16 protein-coding genes are annotated in these 18,072 nt (G+C 71.2%); 7 read left to right on the top strand and 9 right to left on the bottom strand.

From position 1 onward, the window contains the following. Positions 1 to 3 precede the first annotated feature (3 nt). Complete coding sequence (gene mca / locus ABZ321_RS11825) at positions 4 to 867, bottom strand: mycothiol conjugate amidase Mca (protein WP_344501703.1); 864 nt, start codon at positions 865 to 867, stop codon at positions 4 to 6. Between the two features lie 191 nt (positions 868 to 1,058). Between mca and ABZ321_RS11820 the strand changes: the two genes are divergently transcribed. Both ABZ321_RS11820 and greA read left to right on the top strand, forming a co-directional pair. Continuing rightward, the gene (locus ABZ321_RS11820) at positions 1,059 to 1,475 is read left to right on the top strand and encodes a DUF4307 domain-containing protein (RefSeq protein WP_344501704.1); all 417 of its coding nucleotides are present in this window, start codon (positions 1,059 to 1,061) and stop codon (positions 1,473 to 1,475) included. 85 nt (positions 1,476 to 1,560) lie between these two features. Continuing rightward, the gene (gene greA / locus ABZ321_RS11815; protein ID WP_344501705.1) at positions 1,561 to 2,061 is read left to right on the top strand and encodes a transcription elongation factor GreA; all 501 of its coding nucleotides are present in this window, start codon (positions 1,561 to 1,563) and stop codon (positions 2,059 to 2,061) included. Between the two features lie 3 nt (positions 2,062 to 2,064). Here greA and ABZ321_RS11810 read toward each other — a convergent pair whose 3' ends face one another. Genes ABZ321_RS11810 through ABZ321_RS11790 form a run of 5 tightly spaced genes read right to left on the bottom strand, consistent with a single transcriptional unit; the run spans position 2,065 to position 7,703 of the window. Then, positions 2,065 to 3,183 (bottom strand): M48 family metalloprotease, encoded by a 1,119-nt coding sequence (locus ABZ321_RS11810; protein ID WP_354890872.1) that lies wholly within the window; start codon positions 3,181 to 3,183, stop codon positions 2,065 to 2,067. Between the two features lie 10 nt (positions 3,184 to 3,193). Next, positions 3,194 to 4,420, bottom strand: coding sequence for a threonine ammonia-lyase (gene ilvA, locus ABZ321_RS11805; protein WP_344501707.1), 1,227 nt, complete (start codon positions 4,418 to 4,420; stop codon positions 3,194 to 3,196). Next, entirely contained in the window at positions 4,417 to 5,130 is a 714-nt protein-coding gene (locus ABZ321_RS11800) for a hypothetical protein (protein ID WP_354890871.1), read from the bottom strand. The genes ilvA and ABZ321_RS11800 overlap by 4 nt, the downstream gene beginning before the upstream one ends. 8 nt (positions 5,131 to 5,138) lie before the next feature. After that, positions 5,139 to 6,524 carry an amidase family protein gene (locus tag ABZ321_RS11795; RefSeq protein WP_354890870.1) on the bottom strand — a complete coding sequence of 462 codons (1,386 nt, stop codon included), beginning with the start codon at positions 6,522 to 6,524 and terminating at the stop codon, positions 5,139 to 5,141. Between the two features lie 36 nt (positions 6,525 to 6,560). Beyond that, positions 6,561 to 7,703: a cystathionine gamma-synthase gene (locus tag ABZ321_RS11790; protein ID WP_344501710.1), complete on the bottom strand. Its 1,143-nt coding sequence runs from the start codon at positions 7,701 to 7,703 to the stop codon at positions 6,561 to 6,563. Positions 7,704 to 7,919: 216 nt separating this feature from the next. On the opposite strand from ABZ321_RS11790, the gene msrA reads away from it, so the two are divergent. The 3 genes from msrA to ABZ321_RS11775 all read left to right on the top strand — a co-directional run bounded on the left by msrA (position 7,920) and on the right by ABZ321_RS11775 (position 11,967). Then, positions 7,920 to 8,516 (top strand): peptide-methionine (S)-S-oxide reductase MsrA, encoded by a 597-nt coding sequence (msrA, locus tag ABZ321_RS11785; RefSeq protein WP_354890943.1) that lies wholly within the window; start codon positions 7,920 to 7,922, stop codon positions 8,514 to 8,516. A 251-nt stretch (positions 8,517 to 8,767) separates the two neighbouring features. Further along, entirely contained in the window at positions 8,768 to 10,705 is a 1,938-nt protein-coding gene (locus ABZ321_RS11780; RefSeq protein ID WP_344501711.1) for an IPT/TIG domain-containing protein, read from the top strand. 149 nt (positions 10,706 to 10,854) lie between these two features. Continuing rightward, the gene (locus ABZ321_RS11775) at positions 10,855 to 11,967 is read left to right on the top strand and encodes a hypothetical protein (RefSeq protein ID WP_344501712.1); all 1,113 of its coding nucleotides are present in this window, start codon (positions 10,855 to 10,857) and stop codon (positions 11,965 to 11,967) included. Between the two features lie 283 nt (positions 11,968 to 12,250). Here the strand turns inward: ABZ321_RS11775 and ABZ321_RS11770 are convergent, their stop codons facing one another. Then, positions 12,251 to 12,574, bottom strand: a complete 324-nt coding sequence (locus tag ABZ321_RS11770) for a hypothetical protein (RefSeq protein ID WP_344501713.1) — start codon at positions 12,572 to 12,574, stop codon at positions 12,251 to 12,253. Between the two features lie 147 nt (positions 12,575 to 12,721). Here ABZ321_RS11770 and ABZ321_RS11765 point away from each other — a divergent pair, with 147 nt between their 5' ends. Both ABZ321_RS11765 and ABZ321_RS11760 read left to right on the top strand, forming a co-directional pair. Beyond that, positions 12,722 to 14,404 (top strand): aminotransferase class V-fold PLP-dependent enzyme, encoded by a 1,683-nt coding sequence (locus ABZ321_RS11765; protein ID WP_344501714.1) that lies wholly within the window; start codon positions 12,722 to 12,724, stop codon positions 14,402 to 14,404. Positions 14,405 to 14,490: 86 nt separating this feature from the next. Next, positions 14,491 to 15,408, top strand: a complete 918-nt coding sequence (locus ABZ321_RS11760) for a trypsin-like peptidase domain-containing protein (protein ID WP_344501715.1) — start codon at positions 14,491 to 14,493, stop codon at positions 15,406 to 15,408. Positions 15,409 to 16,080: 672 nt separating this feature from the next. Here the strand turns inward: ABZ321_RS11760 and ABZ321_RS11755 are convergent. Beyond that, a complete protein-coding gene (locus ABZ321_RS11755) occupies positions 16,081 to 17,445 on the bottom strand; it encodes a cystathionine beta-synthase (protein ID WP_344501716.1) in 1,365 nt (454 codons plus the stop codon). 27 nt (positions 17,446 to 17,472) lie between these two features. Further along, positions 17,473 to 17,823, bottom strand: coding sequence for a DUF1232 domain-containing protein (locus ABZ321_RS11750; RefSeq protein ID WP_344501717.1), 351 nt, complete (start codon positions 17,821 to 17,823; stop codon positions 17,473 to 17,475). Between the last annotated feature and the right edge of the window lie 249 nt (positions 17,824 to 18,072).

Genomic DNA, 18,072 nt, shown 5'->3' with positions numbered 1-18,072 from the left:
TGCCTACCTTACGCCTGCGAAAAGATCGTCTTCCGGCGTGCGGGTGTCGACGTGCGACTTCACCAGCTCGTAGTCCTCGGTGGGCCAGATCTTCTGCTGGATGTCGAGCGGGACGGCGAACCAGAAGCCGTCGGGATCGACCTGCGTGGCGTGCGCGCGCAGCGCGTCGTCGCGGGCCTCGAAGTATTCACCGCACGGCACGCGGGTGGTGACCCGGTCGCCCTTGTCGGGGCGCTCCTCCCACTGCTTCATCCACTCGGTGTAGGGCGACTCACCGGTCGTCTCCAGCATCGCCTCGTGCAGCGCGTGCATGCGGACCCGGGACCAGCCCATGTTGTAGTACAGCTTCAGCGGCTGCCACGGCTCGCCGGTGCCGGGATAGCGGGCCGCGTCGCCGGCGGCGTCGAACGCCACCATGCTCACCTTGTGCGTCATGACGTGGTCGGGGTGCGGATAGCCGCCCTCCTCGTCATACGTGGTGATCACGTGCGGGCGGAACCTGCGGATCAGCTCGACCAGCGGCGCCGCCGCCTCCTCGGGGTCCATCAGGCCGAAGCAGCCCTCGGGCAGCGGCGGCAGCGGGTCGCCCTCCGGGAAGCCCGAGTCGACGAAGCCCAGCCACGCCTGGTCGACGCCGAGGATCTCCCGGGCACGGTCCATCTCCGCGCGGCGGATGGTGGCGATGTTCTCCCAGACCTCGGGCCGGTCGAGCTTCGGGTTGAGCACGCTGCCCCGCTCGCCGCCGGTGCACGTGACGACCAGCACCTCGACGCCCTCGGCGGCGTAGCGCGCCATCGCGGCCGCGCCCTTGCTCGACTCGTCGTCGGGATGCGCGTGCACCGCCATCAATCGCAGTTGCTCGCTCACGCCGCCACCTCCGCTGACGCTCCGGTGCCGGCCTGAGCGAAATACTGCAACGCCGGTGAGCGGTCCGAGCCGCTCCGCTGACCGCTCACAAGCTCTCCTCAAGGTGTCCGTCAACCCCGCGGTGGGGGCGCCCCGGGTTACGACCCTATTGTGGTCGGTACCTCCGACGAAACGACGAGGACCGTCATCCCGTGACCGAGACGCACGCCACAGCCAAGTACCCGCCCGGCCGCTACGGCCGCCGCCGGGAGCCCCGGCCGCGCCGCACCTGGCTGGTCGTGCTCCTCGCCGCCGTGGCGGGGGTCGCCGGCGTGCTCATCGCGGTGAAGCTCTTCCAGCAGTACGGGCCGCAGGAGTACGAGCCTCAGGTCCAGCGCTTCTACGCGGTCAGCGACGACGGCATCACGGTGGACTTCGTGGTCCGCAAGGACGCGTCGAAGGAGGCGACCTGCCGCGTCCGGGCCCGCTCCGCCAGCGGCGAGGAGGTCGGCCTGGCCGAGGTCGACGTCCCGAAGGGTGCCGAGGCACCGGTCACCTACCGGCTGGCGACGAGCGCCCGGCCGGTCACCGTGGAGGTCCCGGCCTGCGGCCCGCGCCGCACCCGCTGAGCACCCAGCATTTTCCATGCCGACGGTGATGCGGCTCACTGGTACTTTGGTGGTTTGACCGAGCGTGCCCGTAAGGAGATCTTCAGTGTCGACGACCGACGGCGACCAGGGGACAACCTGGCTGTCGCAGGAAGCATTTGACCGGCTGCAGGCCGAGCTGGACGAGCACATCGCCAACCGGCCGGCGCTCGCCGCGGAGATCAACGCTCGCCGCGAAGAGGGTGACCTGCGCGAGAACGGCGGCTATCACGCCGCCCGCGAGGAGCAGGGCAAGGCCGAGGGCCGCATCCTGTACCTGAAGGAGTTCCTGCGCAAGGCGGTCGTCGGCGAGGCGCCGACCAGCAACAAGGTCGCGCCCGGCACCGTCGTCACGATCCAGTTCGACGACGACGAGGACGACACCGAGACATTCCTGCTGGGCTCCCGGGAGATCGCGGCGACGACGGACCTGACCGTCTACAGCCCCGAGTCCGCGCTGGGCAAGGCGATCCTGGGCGCCGGCAAGGGTGACCAGGTGAAGTACACCGCCCCGAGCGGCGCGCAGATCGCCGTGAAGGTCATCTCGTTCGAGCCGTTCGCCGGCTGAGCATCACAACGCTTTGAGGGTCCGCGCCGAGCTGGCGCTGTGTCGTGCCAGCTCGGCGTCGATCCGCTCGTTGCGCGCGCTGTCGAGCACGACCGCCGCCGACTCGGGCGCGGTCGCCTCGATCAGCCGGGCCCGCAGCCCCGACGGTGGGTGGGTGGCGAAGAGCGAGATCTCGCGCTCCGTCTCCGCGTCACGCCGCGACGCCAGCTGCGGCCGCAGCTCGTCGAGCAGCTGCCGGGTGGTCTGCGGCCACTCGGCGACCGGCCGCCCGGCCCGGGCGTCCCGCATGATCAGCATCCCGAGGCTCTCGAGCACGACCAGGGTGTCGAGCAGGTCGACGGTGGCCGCGCGGCCGGCCAGCCGGGCCGCGACCCGGTCGGCGCGGTATTCGGCCCGCTGCCCCTCCCGCAGCACCTGGACGGCGAGGGCGGTCCTGGGCACCCACAGCAGGCCGCGCACGACCAGCTTGACCAGGTTCAGCAGCGGCCTGACGACCCAGACGACCAGGAACCCCTCGCTCGTCCAGACGTCACCCTCCCGCCTGGTCTCCGGCTGGAGCAGCGTGTCGAGCTCGGCCAGGGTCGTCCACGACGGCTGGACCAGCAGCCCGCGCCGCGGGTCGCCGTTGACGAAGTGGCCGAGCTCGTGGCCCAGCAACGCCATCCGGGACTGCCGCGGCAGCGCGTTCCACAGCGGCAGGCCCAGCACCAGGGTCGGGTGGCGCCGCAGACCGACCGTGTAGGCCGCCGCGTCGAACAGGTCGCCCTCGACGTAGACCCGCGGGACCGGCGCACCGACCGCGGCGGCCGCCTCGCGGACCAGCGCGTGCAGCTGCGGCGCCTCCGCCGCGGTGACCTCGGTCGCATACTTCGGCACCCGGCCCATGCGGGGCCGCAGGAGGACCGCGAGGGCGATCACCACCAGCCCTACGAGGATGCCGGGGGTCGAGACGGTGCACAGCCAGATCCCGGTGGCGAGCAGGCCCAGGACCACCCCGTACAGCAGCAGCGACGACACCAGGAGCACACCGGAGCCGACCGTCGTGGTGCGGTCGGCCCCACGGCTGAAGGCGTCGAAGGTGGCGAAGGTGTGGCGGTGCGCGAGCCGCTTGCCGAAGGTCACAAAGGATCTTCTACGCGCCGAAGGTCACCGTGTATCCGGCCGAACGGAGGGCGTTGACCAGCCGGTCGGAGTGTTCTGAGCCGCGGGTCTCGACCGACAGGTGGATCTCGACCTCGCCGAGCTGCAGGCGCGGGTCCTGGCGGCGGTGGGCGACGTCGACGACGTTGGCGCCGTGCTCGGCGATCTGGGAGAGGATCTTCGCCAGGTGGCCGGGGCGGTCGCCGCAGCGGACGGTGAAGGTCAGGTAGCGGCCGGCGGCGGCGAGGCCGTGCTCGATCACCCGGAGCATGAGCATCGGGTCGATGTTGCCGCCGGAGAGGACCGCGGCGGTGGGGGTCTCGACCTCGACGGCGCCGGCGAGCAGGGCCGCGACGCCGACGCTGCCGGCGGGCTCGACGACGGTCTTGCCGCGTTCCAGCAGCATGAGCAGCGCCCGGGAGATGTCCTCGTCGGTGACCGTGACGACCTCGTCGACGAGCTTGCTGACGTGGGCGAACGTGAGGTCGCCGGGGCGGCCGACCGCGATGCCGTCGGCGATCGTGCCGAGCGCGGCCAGGCGGACCGGGCGGCCGGCACGCAGCGACTCGGGGAAGGCCGCCGCGCCCGCCGCCTGCACGCCGATGATGCGCACGTCGGGGCGCAGCGCCTTGACCGCGACGGCGAGGCCGGAGATGAGGCCGCCGCCGCCGATGCCGGTGACGATCGTCCGTACGTCGGGCAGCTGCTCGAGCAGCTCCAGGCCGAGGGTGCCCTGCCCGGCGATGATGTCGGGGTGGTCGAAGGGGTGAATCAGCACCGCGCCGGTGCGGTCCGCGAACTCCTGCGCGGCGACGAGCGCCTCGTCGACGGTGCCGCCCGCGAACTGGACCGCGGCACCGTAGTTCTTGGTGGCGGCGATCTTCGGCAGCGGCGCGCCGACGGGCATGAAGACGGTGCTGGTGGTGCCGAGCAGGCCGGCCGCGAGGGCGACGCCCTGCGCGTGGTTGCCGGCGCTGGCGGCGACCACCCCGCGGCGGCGTTCGTCCGCGCTGAGGCGGGCGATCCGCACGTACGCGCCGCGGACCTTGAACGATCCGGCCCGTTGCAGGTTCTCGCACTTGAGCCAGGCAGGGCCGCCGAGCTTCGCGGTGAGCGGCCGGCTGGGCTCGACCGGGGTCCGGCGGATCACGCCGGACAGCAGGTCGCGTGCCGCCTCGATGTCGGCGAGCGTCACGAGCCCCGAGGAAGGTTCCGTCATTCCCTGATCGTGCCACCGACCGCGACCGGCAGCACCACCGTCCAGTCCTCGTTCGTGGAGCGCAGCGCCCGCAGGGTCGCCGGCGGCACGAGGGATCCACGGAGGCGGGCGACGCGGCCGTACTGCGCGCTGGTCACGCGGGCGATGAGGATCAGCGCGACGACCGCGGCGGCGATGCCGAGCGCCGCGCCGGGCAGGCGCAGCAGCAGCTGCCGGCCGAACAGGTGCGACACGAGCGCCCGGTCGACGGTCCCGCCGGCGGCGACCCGCTCCCGGACGTCGTCGATCTCCCGCAGGTTGTCGAGGCCGGCCAGGACGGCGACCCCGACGGCGGTCACCGTGAGCAGCAGGCCGAGCCACCACAACCAGGTGAGCACCGTCATCCTGCGGCGCAGCAGCGGTGACCGGCCCACGCTGCCGACGGCGACGTCCATGAGCGGCACCGCGGACGTGGCACGGATGCCGAACGCCGCCAGGTTCGACCGGGCCCGGCCGGCCCAGCCGGCGAACGCGACCCAGGCGGTCAGCACCGCGACGGCGAGGGCGGCCCAGCCGCCGAGGCGCACCGCCGCGGCGTCGGTGCCGGGGCGGTGCGCGGCCCAGATGTCGACGAGGGGCAGGAACGCCACGCACAGGTGGGTGAGGGCCGCCCCGGCGACCGCGAGCATCGCCGCGGTCGCCCAGCCGGAGATCGCCCTGATCCGCCGCATCGCCCGCCCTAACGCCGCGCCGCGACGCGGGGCCAGCCCGGCGCGTGCCGCCGCCACGGAGCGGCCTGCTCGACCTGGCCGGCGAGGGCGAGCAGCAGCAGCTCGGAGCCGGGCGGCCCGACGAACTGGACCGCGGCGGGCAGCCCGTCGGCCCGGACACCGACCGGGATCACGATCGCGGGGAAGCCGGCGAAGTTCCACGGCGCGCTGTAGGGCGCGTAGCGGGTGTTGACCAGCATGTTCGCCGACCAGGAGCGCTCCGACCAGCGCACGGCGCGCGGCGGGGCGGTCGCGAGGGCCGGGGTGACGAGCACGTCGTGGCCGCCGGCCAGGAACCAGTTGCGGCAGCGCTCCCGCCACTCGTCCCGGTCGGCGGGCTTGACCAGGCCGCGGCGCAGGGCCTGCTCGCCGAGCGCCACGTGCCGGCGGGTGCGCGGCTGCAGCCGCGACACGTCCAGCTCGGCGGCGTCGCCGGCCGCGCCGGCGAACCAGGTGGCGAGGACCTTCGCGGCGAGGGCCGGCGGATAGGTGGGGTCGGCGCGCACCGCGTCATGGCCGAGGCCGAGCAGCAGGCGGACGGCGTCGCTGAGGCCCTTGCGGGCGCCCGCGTCGGGGAACACGCCGGTGGCGGGGCTGCGCGACGACACGGCGATCCGCAGCTTCCCCGGCGTCTGCAGCGCTTCGGGGGTACGGCCGGCGATGACCGAGAAGCCCAGCGACGCGTCGCCGACAGTGGTCGCGAGGATGCCGTTCTCGGCGAGCCCGTGCCAGTCGTTGGCGCCGATGCCGGCGGGGACGACGCCCCGGCCGGGCTTGAGGCCGACGAGCCCGCAGCAGGCGGCCGGGATCCGGATCGAGCCGAGCCCGTCGTTGCCGTGCGCGATCGGCACCAGGCCGGCGGCGACCGCGGCGGCCGACCCGCCCGACGAGCCGCCGGGGGTCCGGTCGGTGCGCCACGGGTTGCGGGTGACGCCGTCGGCGTCGTCGGTGACCCCCCAGATGCCGAGCTCCGGCATCTTCGTCACGCCGACGACGACGGCGCCCGCGCCGCGCAGCCGCCGGACGACCTCGTGGTCGTGCTCGGCGACGGGCCCGCGGGCGGCCGCCGAGCCGTTCCACGTGGGCAGGCCGGTGACCGCGATGTTCTCCTTCACCGCGATCGGCACGCCGGCCAGGGGCAGGTTGCGCAGCTCCGGCTGGTCGTCGACGATCTCCGCCTCGGCGATCGCCTCGCCGGCCCGGACCTGCCGGAACGCGCCGACGATCCGGTCGTAGGCGCGGATCGAGTCGAGGTGGTCGGCGACGACCTCCGTCGCTGACGTGTCACCGCGGCGCACCGCGCGGGCGATCTCCCGCGCGGTGATGCCGACCCAGGTGGTGGAGCGGTGCAGCATGGTGAGACACCTTCCGGCCGATGGGCGTTCAGTGTCTCAACGAGCGAGGGCCTGCTCCAGGTCCGCGAGAAGATCGTCGATCGTCTCGATGCCGACGGACAGCCGGACGAGGTCGCCGGGGACCTCCAGCGGCGAGCCGGCCGCGCTGGCGTGGGTCATGCGGCCGGGGTGCTCGATCAGCGACTCGACGCCGCCGAGGGACTCGCCCAGCACGAACAGCTTCGCCCGGTTGCAGATCTCCACGGCGGCCTCCTCGCCGCCGGCGGCCCGGAAGCTCACCATGCCGCCGAAGCGCCGCATCTGCTTGGCCGCGACCTCGTGGCCGTGGTGGTCGGGCAGCCCCGGGTACAGGACCTGGCGCACCGCCTTGTTCCTGGACAGGAACTCGACGACCTTCTCCGCGTTGTCGCAGTGCCGGTCCATGCGCACGCCGAGGGTCTTGATGCCGCGCATGGTCAGCCACGCGTCGAACGGGCCGCAGACGGCGCCCATCGCGTTCTGGTGGAAGGCGAGGCGGTCCAGCAGCTCGTCGTCGCTGCCGACGAGGGCGCCGCCGACGACGTCGGAGTGCCCGCCGATGTACTTCGTGGTGGAGTGCACGACGATGTCGGCGCCCAGGTGCAGCGGCTGCTGCAGGTACGGCGAGGCGAACGTGTTGTCCACCACCAGCAGCGCGCCGCGGTCGTGGGCGACCTGGGCGAGCGCGGCGATGTCGGCGATGCCGAGCAGCGGGTTGGTCGGGGTCTCCAGCCAGACGATCTTCGTGCGGTCGGTGATCGCGTCGCGGACCGCGTCGACGCTGTGGATCGACGCCGGCGTGTAGTCCAGGCCCCACCGCTGCGCGACCTTCGAGAAGAGCCGGTAGGTGCCGCCATAGGCGTCGTCGGGGATGACCACGTGGTCGCCGGGCACGCACACCGTGCGCAGCAGCGTGTCCTCGGCGGCGAGGCCGGAGGCGAAGGCGAGGGCCCGGCGGCCGCCCTCGATCGCGGCGAGGCACTCCTGCAGCGCGTCGCGGGTCGGGTTCTGGGTCCTGCTGTACTCGTAGCCGCGTCGGGGGTGGCCCACCGCGTCCTGCGCGTACGTGCTGGTCTGGAAGATCGGCGGGACCACCGCTCCTGTGGCGGGGTCCGGCTCCTGGCCGGCGTGGATGGCGAGGGTCTCGAAGCCGTGCGTCATGGACCGACCATAGTGCGGGACGGGGTGAGCCGAGTCACGGGTCGGCACAATCCGCTCGCCGGGTCGCAGCCGTAATGACCTGATAAGGCGGACGGGCGTGTCACGAGGCAAACTTGAGCCCACGAGCTTTGTAAGGAGCTGATCGTGTTCCCGTGGATCCGTAAGCCGCTCGACCTGCCCACCGCCGACACCGCGCTCGCCGGCCGCGACACCGAGATGCCGGTCGCGGCGACCCACACCGTGCTCGGCACCCCGCTGCGCGGGCCCTGGCCGCTGGGCCTGGAGGTCGCGTATTTCGGCATGGGCTGTTTCTGGGGTGCGGAGCGCATCTTCTGGCGCATCCCCGGCGTCCACTCCACCGCCGTCGGCTACCAGGGCGGGTTCACCGCCAACCCGACCTACGAGGAGACGTGCTCCGGCCGGACCGGTCACACCGAGGCCGTCCAGGTCGTGTACGACCCGCTGAAGGTCTCCTATGAGACGCTGCTGAAGGCGTTCTGGGAGAACCACGACCCGACCCAGGGCATGCGCCAGGGCAACGACGTCGGCACCCAGTACCGTTCGACGATCTACACGACCACGCCGGCGCAGGAAGCGGCCGCGGCCGCCTCGCGGGAGGCGTTCGCCCCGGTGGTCCGGGCCGCCGGCAAGGACGAGATCACCACCGAGATCGGCCCGGCCGGCCCGTTCTACTACGCCGAGGACTACCACCAGCAGTACCTGTCGGACGTGAAGAACCCGTACGGCTACTGCAACCACGGGCCGAACGGCATGACGTGCCCGATCGGCGTGGGCTCGCTGCCAACGCTCTGACCTTTCCGCGACAACGGGCGCCCCGGCTTCGGGGCGCCCGTTTCCTTGTGCGCGAAGTGTGAGCAACCTTCGAGTTTCTCGTCACCTTCAGCAACCGTACTGATACTTTGAGTGACGATCCGGCATGCGTGTCCCTGTTCCAGGTGATCTGTGCCTATCGATTGCTCCCATCCCGCGGTCTGACGGAGGAGACGACCAAAGTGCAAGTCAAGACAAAGCAACGCGGTGTCGCTGCGGCACGCATAGGCGCCGTGCTGACGCTCGCGACGGCCGGCCTGGTCGCGGTCGGGACGCCGGCGTTCGCCGCCACGACGCTCGCACCGAGCACCGGCCCCGTCGGCACGGTGATCACCGTGACCGACTCCGGCACGAGCTTCACCGGCGCGACGCGCGTGCAGTTCCAGTGGAAGTCGACCGGTAACACTGCGTGTTCGGCCACTGCCCTGACCCCGACGCCACCCAGCGCCTCGGACCCGACCACACAGACCGGCGGCGTCATCGAGGTGCCGGCGGCCAACATCAAGGTGACCTCCTCCAGCGTGCTGGACGTGACCGTCCCGACGACGCTGACGCTGCTCGGCACCCCGTCGCAGATCACCGCCGACTATTTCGTCTGCGCTTACAACGCGGCCGGCACGACGCTGCAGAACGCCTCCGACGAGGTGTTCACGCTCAACGGCAACCTCGTCCCGAGCGCGACCTCCGGCCCGACCGCCGGCGGCAACACGATCACCGCCACGGCCATCGGCAAGGTCTTCAACACCGGCTCCGTGTACGTCCAGTTCCAGGACAACACCGGGTGCACCTCGACCTACTCCGCCGTGAGCGGCACCGTCGTCGCCGTGCCGACTTCTGGCGTGAAGATCCTCAACGGCACGCCACCGACCAACAAGCTGTCGATCACCGTCCCCGCCGGCGTGGTCAACGCGGGTGGCTTCACGACCGAGAACTGGTACATCTGCGTGTACAGCGGCAACACCGCCGGTAACGCGAACAGCCCGCTGATCGCCGGCTCCGGCCTGCAGTACACCGTCGGCCCGGTCCCGACGATCTCGACCGTGACGCCGACCACCGGCCCCGCCGAGGGCGGTACGACGATCACCGTCACGGGCACGAACATCCCGAGCGGCGGCGTCGGCATGACGGCGCTGCTCGGCGGCGAACCGCTGACCGACATCGTGGTCGCCGGCAACAACCTGTCCTTCACCGCGACCGTCCCGGCGCACTCCGCGGGCGGCCCCTTCGCCCTGTCACTGACCACCACCGGTGGCACGGTCACGAAGCCCGCCGTCTTCAGCTACACCAACGGCATCACCGTCACGCCCAAGAACTCGCCGAACACCCGGAACCAGGGCACCGACCTCGACATCACCGGCGTCGGCTTCTCCGCGCTCGACTTCAGCGGCAACTCCTCCGGCGGCCTGACGCCGGACAACGCCAAGGCGCACGTCTACCTGGTCCGGGGCGCCTACAACCCGGCGGCGGGCACCAGCCCGACGGTCAAGACCAACCCGCAGGTGGCGGAGTGCCTCGACGTCACGGTCGTGGACGACAACGAGCTCATCTGCACGCTCTACACGGCCGGCACCGGCTTCGCCGGCGCCAACTCCACCCGCGCGGTCAGCGGCTGCACCGTCGCCTCGGGCTCCGCCAACGTGGTCGGCTCAGCCACCACCACCGCGTGCAACTTCTCGGCCTCGGACGTCGGCATGGCGGTGACCGGCACGGGCATCCCGACCGGCACCAGCATCATGGCGTTCACCGACGCGACGCACGTGACGCTGTCGAAGAACACCACGTCCGCGGTGACCGCGATGACGTTGAACACGAACCGGGTCATCGCCGACGCCGCGACCACGGCCGGCAGCACCACGCTCGGCACCTCGGCGGCCGCCGCCTTCAACGCCGGCGACGTCGGGCGGGCGATCAGCGGCCCGGGCATCCCGAACGGCACCAGGATCGTGAGCGTCGCCGCCGGCGTGCCGACGCTGTCGAACGCGGCCACGGCGACCGCGACGACACCGTCCCTGACGCTGCACTCCGGCATCCCGATCCCGAACGGCACCTACACCGTGACGGTCGTCAGCAACGGCGCCGTGGGCGCGCAGCTCACCGCCGGCTACTCGCAGACGATCATCTCCAGCGGTTCCACCTTCACCGTCGCCGATTACCTCATGGCGATGAACTGACCCACCACGCGATAAGGGCGGCCCGGAGTGCAATCCCGACTCCGGGCCGCCGCCGCATTCCTGAAGAATTCTCACTACTGACAGCATTCCTGCTGTTACGTTGAGTGAGCATCCCCAGCCAGCCGTTCCGCCTGAGAGGACCCTGCTCAATGTCATTCGTGCAATCCCGCTTTGCCAGAGCCGCCGGCGCAGGCTCGGCCGCGGCAACGCTGCTCAGCGCGGCGGCGCTGATCGCCACGCCGATGGCGGCCCACGCCGCCCCCGCCGCCACCTCGATCACCATCGCATCGCCGGCCGGCGGCAAAGTCGCCGCGGACACCGACAAGCAGGTGGTCATCATCAACGTGGTCGGCCTGACCGGCGCGACCCTCGACGAGAACTCGGTGGCGAGCGTCGACCTCGGCGCCGACACCGACTGCCAGGGCCTCGACTTCTACATAGTGACCGGGACCACCCAGATCGCGACCAAGACGCCCACCGGCGGCTGCGCGGCGACGTCCGGCGTCGCCTCCGAGACGATCGCGATCAACTTCGCCAACAGCGGCGGCACCCTCACCAAGGCGCTGTCCGGCCTGGTCTTCATCGCGCCCCCGAAGCTCGACACCACCGCCCCGGTCATCACCGACCTGAGCAGCGCGCTGCAGTCCGCGGACCAGATCCAGCAGTTCGTCTCGACCGGCGGCCAGACCATCCGCGTCAAGGCCGACAACGACTTCACGTTCAGCGGCGCGGCCAACTCCCTGTCGGCGACGCTGGGCGGCAAGCCGCTGACCGAGGTCAAGGTCTGGAAGAAGACCGACGGCACGCAGATGACCACGGCCCCGTCCGGCACGACCGAGAACGGCAACTGGTTCACCGGCAAGACCGCCGCCGGCATGACCAACGGCAACCTGTCGATCACCCACAACGGCGTCACCAAGACGTGGAGCGCCACCGACCTCGGCACGAGCGTCGTCACGGTGCCGGTGGTGACCGCCATGACGCCGAACATCGGCAAGATCAACATCGCCACCGGCGTGACGCTCACCGGCACCTTCACCGGCGCCACCGGCGTGAACTTCTGCGGCGTCGCCGGCACCAACTTCGTGCTGAACACGGCCGGCACCTCGATCACCGTCAAGACGCCGACCTCCGGCCTCGCCGACGACCCGGCCGGCCTCGGGACCGGCAACTTCTCCGGCGTGTGCCCGGTGAAGGTCGTCGCTCCGGCCGGTTCGAACATCCACACCGCGACCACGGTGTTCTCGTTCGTCGCCGAGTGACGCACGGCAACGGCCCGGCCTCCACATCGTGGAGACCGGGCCGTTCCGGTTTGCTGGGGTTTTGGCAGGCGAGGGCACACCATCGCGATATATGCGGGGGAACCACGAAAGGTGTGCCCTCGCCTGCCGGGTAGACCCGCCCGATCCCTGGGGAGGACGCCTGGCCGGAGGCGTTCGGAGCCGGCGGAGGCATGCCGGCAACCGTGTCCGAGCGGGTCTTTGTGTCGCGGTGACCACGGCCATGGCGGGAGCGCCGAAGTCACCGCTCAGATCAACGATCGTGCTAGAGAAAGGTTCCCCGGTTGCCGCCGGCGCGGTGCCAGCCGCCCCTGGAACGCTGCGGGGCGCCGAGGTCGATCCGCCAGTCGGGCATCGTCCTCAGGCTGTAGAGGTCGTGCCGGGCGGTCCAGGCCTCGTTCCACGGCCGCCGCGAGGCGGCCTCGGCGTTCTCGGCGAGCCGGCGTGGCGCGCACGGCCACTCCCGCCCGCACCAGATGCACTGTCCGTCACCGTCCGACCCGTTGTGCCGGCTCAGGATCTGCGTGGCGTCGCGCCACAGCAGACGGTCGACGACGTCTGTTGGCTCGGACTGGTCAACACTGACCAACTTCCCTACCCCCAAACTCTTGAGGCTCCCTGAGAACCTCCGGACGAAACGTTAAACAATCGGGCTGCACGCGTGGGCGGACAGCCTGTGCGATTCCCGTGCGACCACTCGAAAGGGGACGGCGTGGCGGAGCGGATAATGGCCCCCATGGAGAGCCCCCTGCTGCAGCGCATCCGCGACGCCGTCATCGGTGACGACCAGGTGATGTGGGGGCCGTATGGCGCTCGCCGCGTGACCTACGCCGACTACACCGCGTCAGGACGGGCGCTGGACTTCATCGAGCGGTTCATCCGTGACGAGGTGCTGCCGCGGTACGCGAACACCCACACCGAGTCCTCCGGCACCGGGCTGCAGACGACCCGCCTGCGGGAGGACGCCCGCCAGATCGTCAACGACGCCGTCGGCGGCGACGCCGAGACCGTGGTCATCTTCACCGGGTCCGGCTCGACCGCCGCGATCGACAAGATGGTGCACATCCTGGGGCTGCGGGTGCCGGCCGGGCTCGACGACCGCTACGACCTGACGGCGCACATCCCGCCCGCCGACCGGCCCGTGGTGTTCATCGGCCCGTTCGAGCACCACTCCAACGAGTTGCCGTGGCGGGAGTCCATCGCGGACGTCGTCGTCATCCCCGAGGATCACAACGGGCACATCGACCTGTCGCGCCTGCGGGCCGAGCTCGAGCGGCACGCCGACCGGCCGCTGAAGATCGGCTCCTTCTCCGCGGCGTCCAACGTCACCGGGATCGTCAGCGACACCCATGCCATCTCGGCGCTGCTGCACGAGCACGGCGCGCTCTCCTTCTGGGACTTCGCCGCCGCCGCGCCTTACGTGGACGTCGCCATGTACGGTCCCGGCCCCGGCCAGTACAAGGACGCGGCCTTCATCTCGCCGCACAAGTTCGCCGGCGGGCCCGGGACGCCCGGCGTCCTCGTCGTGCGGCGCAAGGTGCTGCGCAACCGCGTGCCCACCGTGCCCGGCGGCGGCACCGTCGACTACGTCAACCCGACCGACCACCACTACATCGCCGACGCCGCGCACCGCGAGGAGGGCGGCACCCCGGCGATCGTCGAGTCCATCCGGGCCGGCCTGGTCTTCCAGCTCAAGCAGGCCGTCGGCACCGACACCATCCGCGACCTCGAGGAACGCTTCCTGCGCGAGGCGATCACCTCGTGGAAGACCAACCCCAACATCGAGATCCTCGGCAACCTGGACGCGTCGCGGCTGTCGATCGTGTCGTTCGTGGTGAAGCGGCCCGGCGGCCGCTACCTGCACCACAACTTCGTGGTGTCGCTGCTCAACGACCTCTTCGGGATCCAGTCGCGGGGCGGTTGCTCCTGCGCCGGCCCGTACGGCCACCGCCTCCTCGGCATCGACATCGAGCGCTCGCAGCGCTTCGAGCAGGAGATCATCGCCGGCTGCGAGGGCATCAAACCCGGCTGGGTCCGGGTGTCCTTCAACTACTTCATCTCCGACGCCGTACTGCGCTACATCGTCGACGCCGTCCACTTCGTCGCCACCAACGGCTGGGCGCTGCTGCCGCAGTACCGCTTCGACCCGTACACCGGACTCTGGAAGCACAGGGACGGCCTGGTCGAGCCGCCGCTGCGCCTCTCGGAGCTGCACTACGACGCCGACGGCGAGCTGCGCTGGCCCTCCAGGCACGAGCGCGCGCCCGAGTCGGCGCTGGCCGGTTACCTGGACGAGGCGGCGCTCATCGTCGCCGAGGCCGCCCAGGTCTCACAGGTCGAGCAGCCCGACGGCGTCGTCTCCGCCAACTTCGAGGCCCTCCGCTGGTTCGAGCTGCCCGCGATCTCGCTGTCGACCTGACGGGGCTTTCGCCGTTCGGCCTGGCGGGGTATTTCGCTGTCGGCCTAACCGGGCATGGACGCGTGCCGCGCGGCGTTGCGTGCGGCATGGACCCCGAATCCGACGCGCTCGACACGTACAGCAGGGTCGTCTCCGGCGTGGCGGCGGCCCTCCTGCCGAGCGTCGCCAGCCTCAGCGTCAGCGGCCACTCCGGCTCGGCGGTCGTCTACACCCCCGACGGCTTCGTGCTGACCAGCGCCCACGTCGTGGCGGGCGCCGACGGCGGGCTCGCCGAGTTCACCAACGGGGTCAGCAGCAGGTTCGACGTCGTCGGCGCCGACCCGCTCGCCGACCTGGCCGTGCTGCGCATCCACGAGACGGGCGTGCCACCGGCGACCCTCGGCAACGCCGACGACCTGCGCATCGGCCAGCTCGTCGTCGCCGTCGGCAACCCGCTCGGCCTGGCCGGCTCCGTCACCGCCGGCGTCGTCAGCGCGCTCGGCCGCTCGCTGCCCGTCCGCGACGGCCGGCACGTCCGCCTCATCGACGACGTCGTGCAGACCGACGCCGCGCTCAACCCGGGCAACTCCGGCGGCGCCCTGGCCGACGCCTCCGGCAAGGTCGTCGGCATCAACACGGCCGTCGCCGGGATCGGGCTCGGCCTGGCGGTGCCGGTCAACAGCACGACCCGCCTGATCATGTCCGAGCTCATGGCCACGGGGAAGGTGCGCCGCGCCTGGCTCGGCGTGGCCGGCACACCCGTCGCGCTCCCCCAGCCGCTCGCCGACCGGGTCGGGCAACGCAAGGGCCTCCGGCTCGTCGAGGTCGTGCCGGGCAGCCCGGCGGGCCTGGCCGGCCTCTACGTGGGCGACGTGGTCCTCTCCGCGGGCGGCCGCCCGATCGTCGGCGTCCAGGACGTGCAGCGCCTCATGCTGGGCCCCGCCATCGGCCAGCGCCTGCAGATCACCGTCCTGCGCAAGGCCGCCCTGGTCGACGTGGTGGCCGTCCCCGAGCCGCTGCGCTGACCCCGCGCCTCCACCCCTCCGCCCGGGCATCCCCCGCGGCGGGTTCTGACCCACCCATCCACAGCCGCCGCACGATCAACCCTCGATCCACCGGGCGACTTGAACTGGAGTGGAACGCACACCGCCTATTGGACGAAAGCCGCATTCCTAGGCATTGACCAACGTCTGCGCTACCGGCGGGCAACCCGAGGTCCCGCCGCTTGGCAAACCGGCGCAGGCGAACCCGCGCTCACCGACCACAGCGGTTTTCGGCCCACCCGTTCATAGATGTTGCGCGACCTACCCCAGATTCAGAGATCAATCCGCGGGTGGATCGCGCACCTTCTATGGGACGAAAGCCGCACATCCGGGCATTGACCAACGTCTGCGCGCTGCCAGCAGGCAACCCCGGCCCCGCCGCTTGGCAGACCCGCGCAAGCAGGCCCACCCACGCAGACGCGCGCAAGCAGGCCCGCGCCGCAGGCGAACCCACCCACGCAGGCCCGCGGAAGCGGACCTCACGCTCATCAACCGCGACAGCTTCCAGCCCAACCGCCCAAAGGCGTTGCGCGATCTAACCTCGGTTCGGGGACTTGAACCAGGTAGGTCGCGCAACGCCTACGGGCGAAGAGCCGTACATCTGGGCATTGACCAACGTCTGAGCGTTGCCGGCAGGTGCGGGGTTGGGTTGGGTCAGCGCAGGTGGGCCAGGAGGTCCTGCCTGGTGATGACGCCGGCGGGTTTGCCGTCGATCAGGACGACCGCGGCGTCGGCCTTCTCCAGCAGTGCCACGGCCTCGCTGACGGGCTGGCCGCCGCCGATCATCGGCAGCGGGTCGCCCATGTGCTTCTCGACGATGTCGTGGAGGTGGGCCTGGCCGGTGAACAGCGCGTCCAGCAGGTCACGCTCCGCGATCGAGCCGGCGACCTCGCCGGTCACGACCGGGGGCTCGGCCTTGAGGACGGGGAGCTGGGAGACGGCGTACTCACGCATGTAGTCGATGGCGTCGCGGACGGTCTCGTTGGGATGCACGTGGACCATCTGCGGCATGTGCCCGTCCTTGCCGACCAGGACGTCGGCGACGGTCGGCAGTTCGGCGGCGGTACGGAGGAAGCCGTAGCGGGCCATCCAGTCGTCGTTGAAGATCTTGCTGAGGTAGCCGCGGCCACCGTCGGGCAGCAGGACGACCACGACGTCGTCCGGGCCGGCCTCGCGGGCGACCTTCAGCGCCGCGGCGACGGCCATGCCGCAGGAGCCGCCGACGAGCAGGCCTTCCTCGCGGGCCAGGCGGCGGGTCAGGTCGAAGGAGTCCTTGTCGGACACCTCGACGATCTCGTCGCAGACGTCGCGGTCGTACGTGGTGGGCCAGAAGTCCTCGCCCACGCCCTCCACGAGGTACGGCCGCCCGGTGCCACCGGAGTAGACGGAGCCCTCGGGGTCGGCGCCGACGATGCGGACCGTGCCGCCGGAGACCTCCTTGAGGTAGCGGCCGACGCCGGAGATCGTGCCGCCGGTGCCGACGCCGGCGACGAAGTGTGTCACCTTGCCGGCTGTCTGCTCCCAGACCTCGGGGCCGGTGGTCTCGTAGTGGGAGCGGGGGTTGGCCGGGTTGGCGTACTGGTCGGGCTTCCACGCGCCGGGGATCTCCCGGGCCAGCCGGTCGGAGACGTTGTAGTAGGAGCGGGGGTCCTCGGGCGCGACGGCGGTCGGGCACACGACGACCTCAGCGCCGTAGGCCCGCAGCACGTTCTGCTTGTCCTCGCTGACCTTGTCGGGGCAGACGAAGACACACCGGTACCCGCGCAGCTGCGCGACGAGGGCGAGCCCGACCCCGGTGTTGCCGCTGGTCGGCTCGACGATGGTGCCGCCGGCCTTGAGCAGGCCGGCCTTCTCGGCCTCCTCGACCATGCGCAGCGCGATGCGGTCCTTCACGCTGCCGCCGGGGTTGAGGTATTCGACCTTGGCCAGGACGGTGGCGGAGATCCCGTCCGTCACGTTGCGGAGCCGGACAAGGGGCGTGTTGCCCACCAATTCGACGACGTTGTCGTAATAGCGCACACGGCCAGCGTATAGCGCCGGAATCGGCTACTTGACGACGTGCCCCGGAATCACGTTGTCGCGCTGCTTCTCCCACTCCAGGAAGCGCTCCAGCTCGTCCAGCAGCGCACCGGCGAAGTAGGTCGCCATCGCCAGGTCGTCGACGACGCCGAGCACCAGCAGGAACAGCTCCGGCACGGCGTCGATCGGGGACACGATGTAGACGGCCGAGGCGGCGAGCAGCGCCAGGCGGGTGCCGCCGTCGTATTCGCCCTTGACCGTCGCCTTCACCATCCGCGGGATGGCGCTGAGCCGCTTGCCGAGCCCGGGCGTGCCGGGCTTGAAGACCCTCAGCAGGGCCGTCCACGCCAACCGCCGTCGCAGCGCGCTGTCCGCCATGATCGCCGCCCTCTCTCGTCTGGCTATGAATGTAACGGTGTCTGTCACGGACGGCGCGCGGTAAGAATGACGGATGGATCTCGACGGTCCCCGCGCGGGAGCGGACGTTTGGCCGGTCGTTCCCCGCGGGCAATCGGAGAGGACCACCTGGGCAGGGATGATCACTCACGGCAGCGGCCCACGTCGTGATCGGTCGGGATGAAGACGATCGGGATCTTTACTTGAGAGAGCGGATACTTGTGGACCGGG

Origin of the sequence: Dactylosporangium sp. NPDC006015, from assembly GCF_040614215.1 — a bacterium.
Lineage (GTDB): Bacteria > Actinomycetota > Actinomycetes > Mycobacteriales > Micromonosporaceae > Dactylosporangium > Dactylosporangium maewongense.
The sequence above is the reverse complement of the archived record's forward strand: the minus strand, read 5'-3'. Positions and strand labels throughout refer to the sequence as shown.

What these genes read in the sequence shown, in the direction of transcription:
- ilvA (WP_344501707.1), bottom strand. Translation starts at nt 4,420, where the DNA reads ATGACGGAACCTTCCTCGGGGCTCGTGACGCTCGCCGACATCGAGGCG.
- ABZ321_RS11800 (WP_354890871.1), bottom strand. Translation starts at nt 5,130, where the DNA reads ATGCGGCGGATCAGGGCGATCTCCGGCTGGGCGACCGCGGCGATGCTC.
- ABZ321_RS11795 (WP_354890870.1), bottom strand. Translation starts at nt 6,524, where the DNA reads ATGCTGCACCGCTCCACCACCTGGGTCGGCATCACCGCGCGGGAGATC.
- ABZ321_RS11790 (WP_344501710.1), bottom strand. Translation starts at nt 7,703, where the DNA reads ATGACGCACGGCTTCGAGACCCTCGCCATCCACGCCGGCCAGGAGCCG.
- msrA (WP_354890943.1), top strand. Translation starts at nt 7,920, where the DNA reads ATGCCGGTCGCGGCGACCCACACCGTGCTCGGCACCCCGCTGCGCGGG.
- ABZ321_RS11775 (WP_344501712.1), top strand. Translation starts at nt 10,855, where the DNA reads ATGTCATTCGTGCAATCCCGCTTTGCCAGAGCCGCCGGCGCAGGCTCG.
- ABZ321_RS11765 (WP_344501714.1), top strand. Translation starts at nt 12,722, where the DNA reads ATGGAGAGCCCCCTGCTGCAGCGCATCCGCGACGCCGTCATCGGTGAC.
- ABZ321_RS11760 (WP_344501715.1), top strand. Translation starts at nt 14,491, where the DNA reads ATGGACCCCGAATCCGACGCGCTCGACACGTACAGCAGGGTCGTCTCC.
- ABZ321_RS11750 (WP_344501717.1), bottom strand. Translation starts at nt 17,823, where the DNA reads ATGGCGGACAGCGCGCTGCGACGGCGGTTGGCGTGGACGGCCCTGCTG.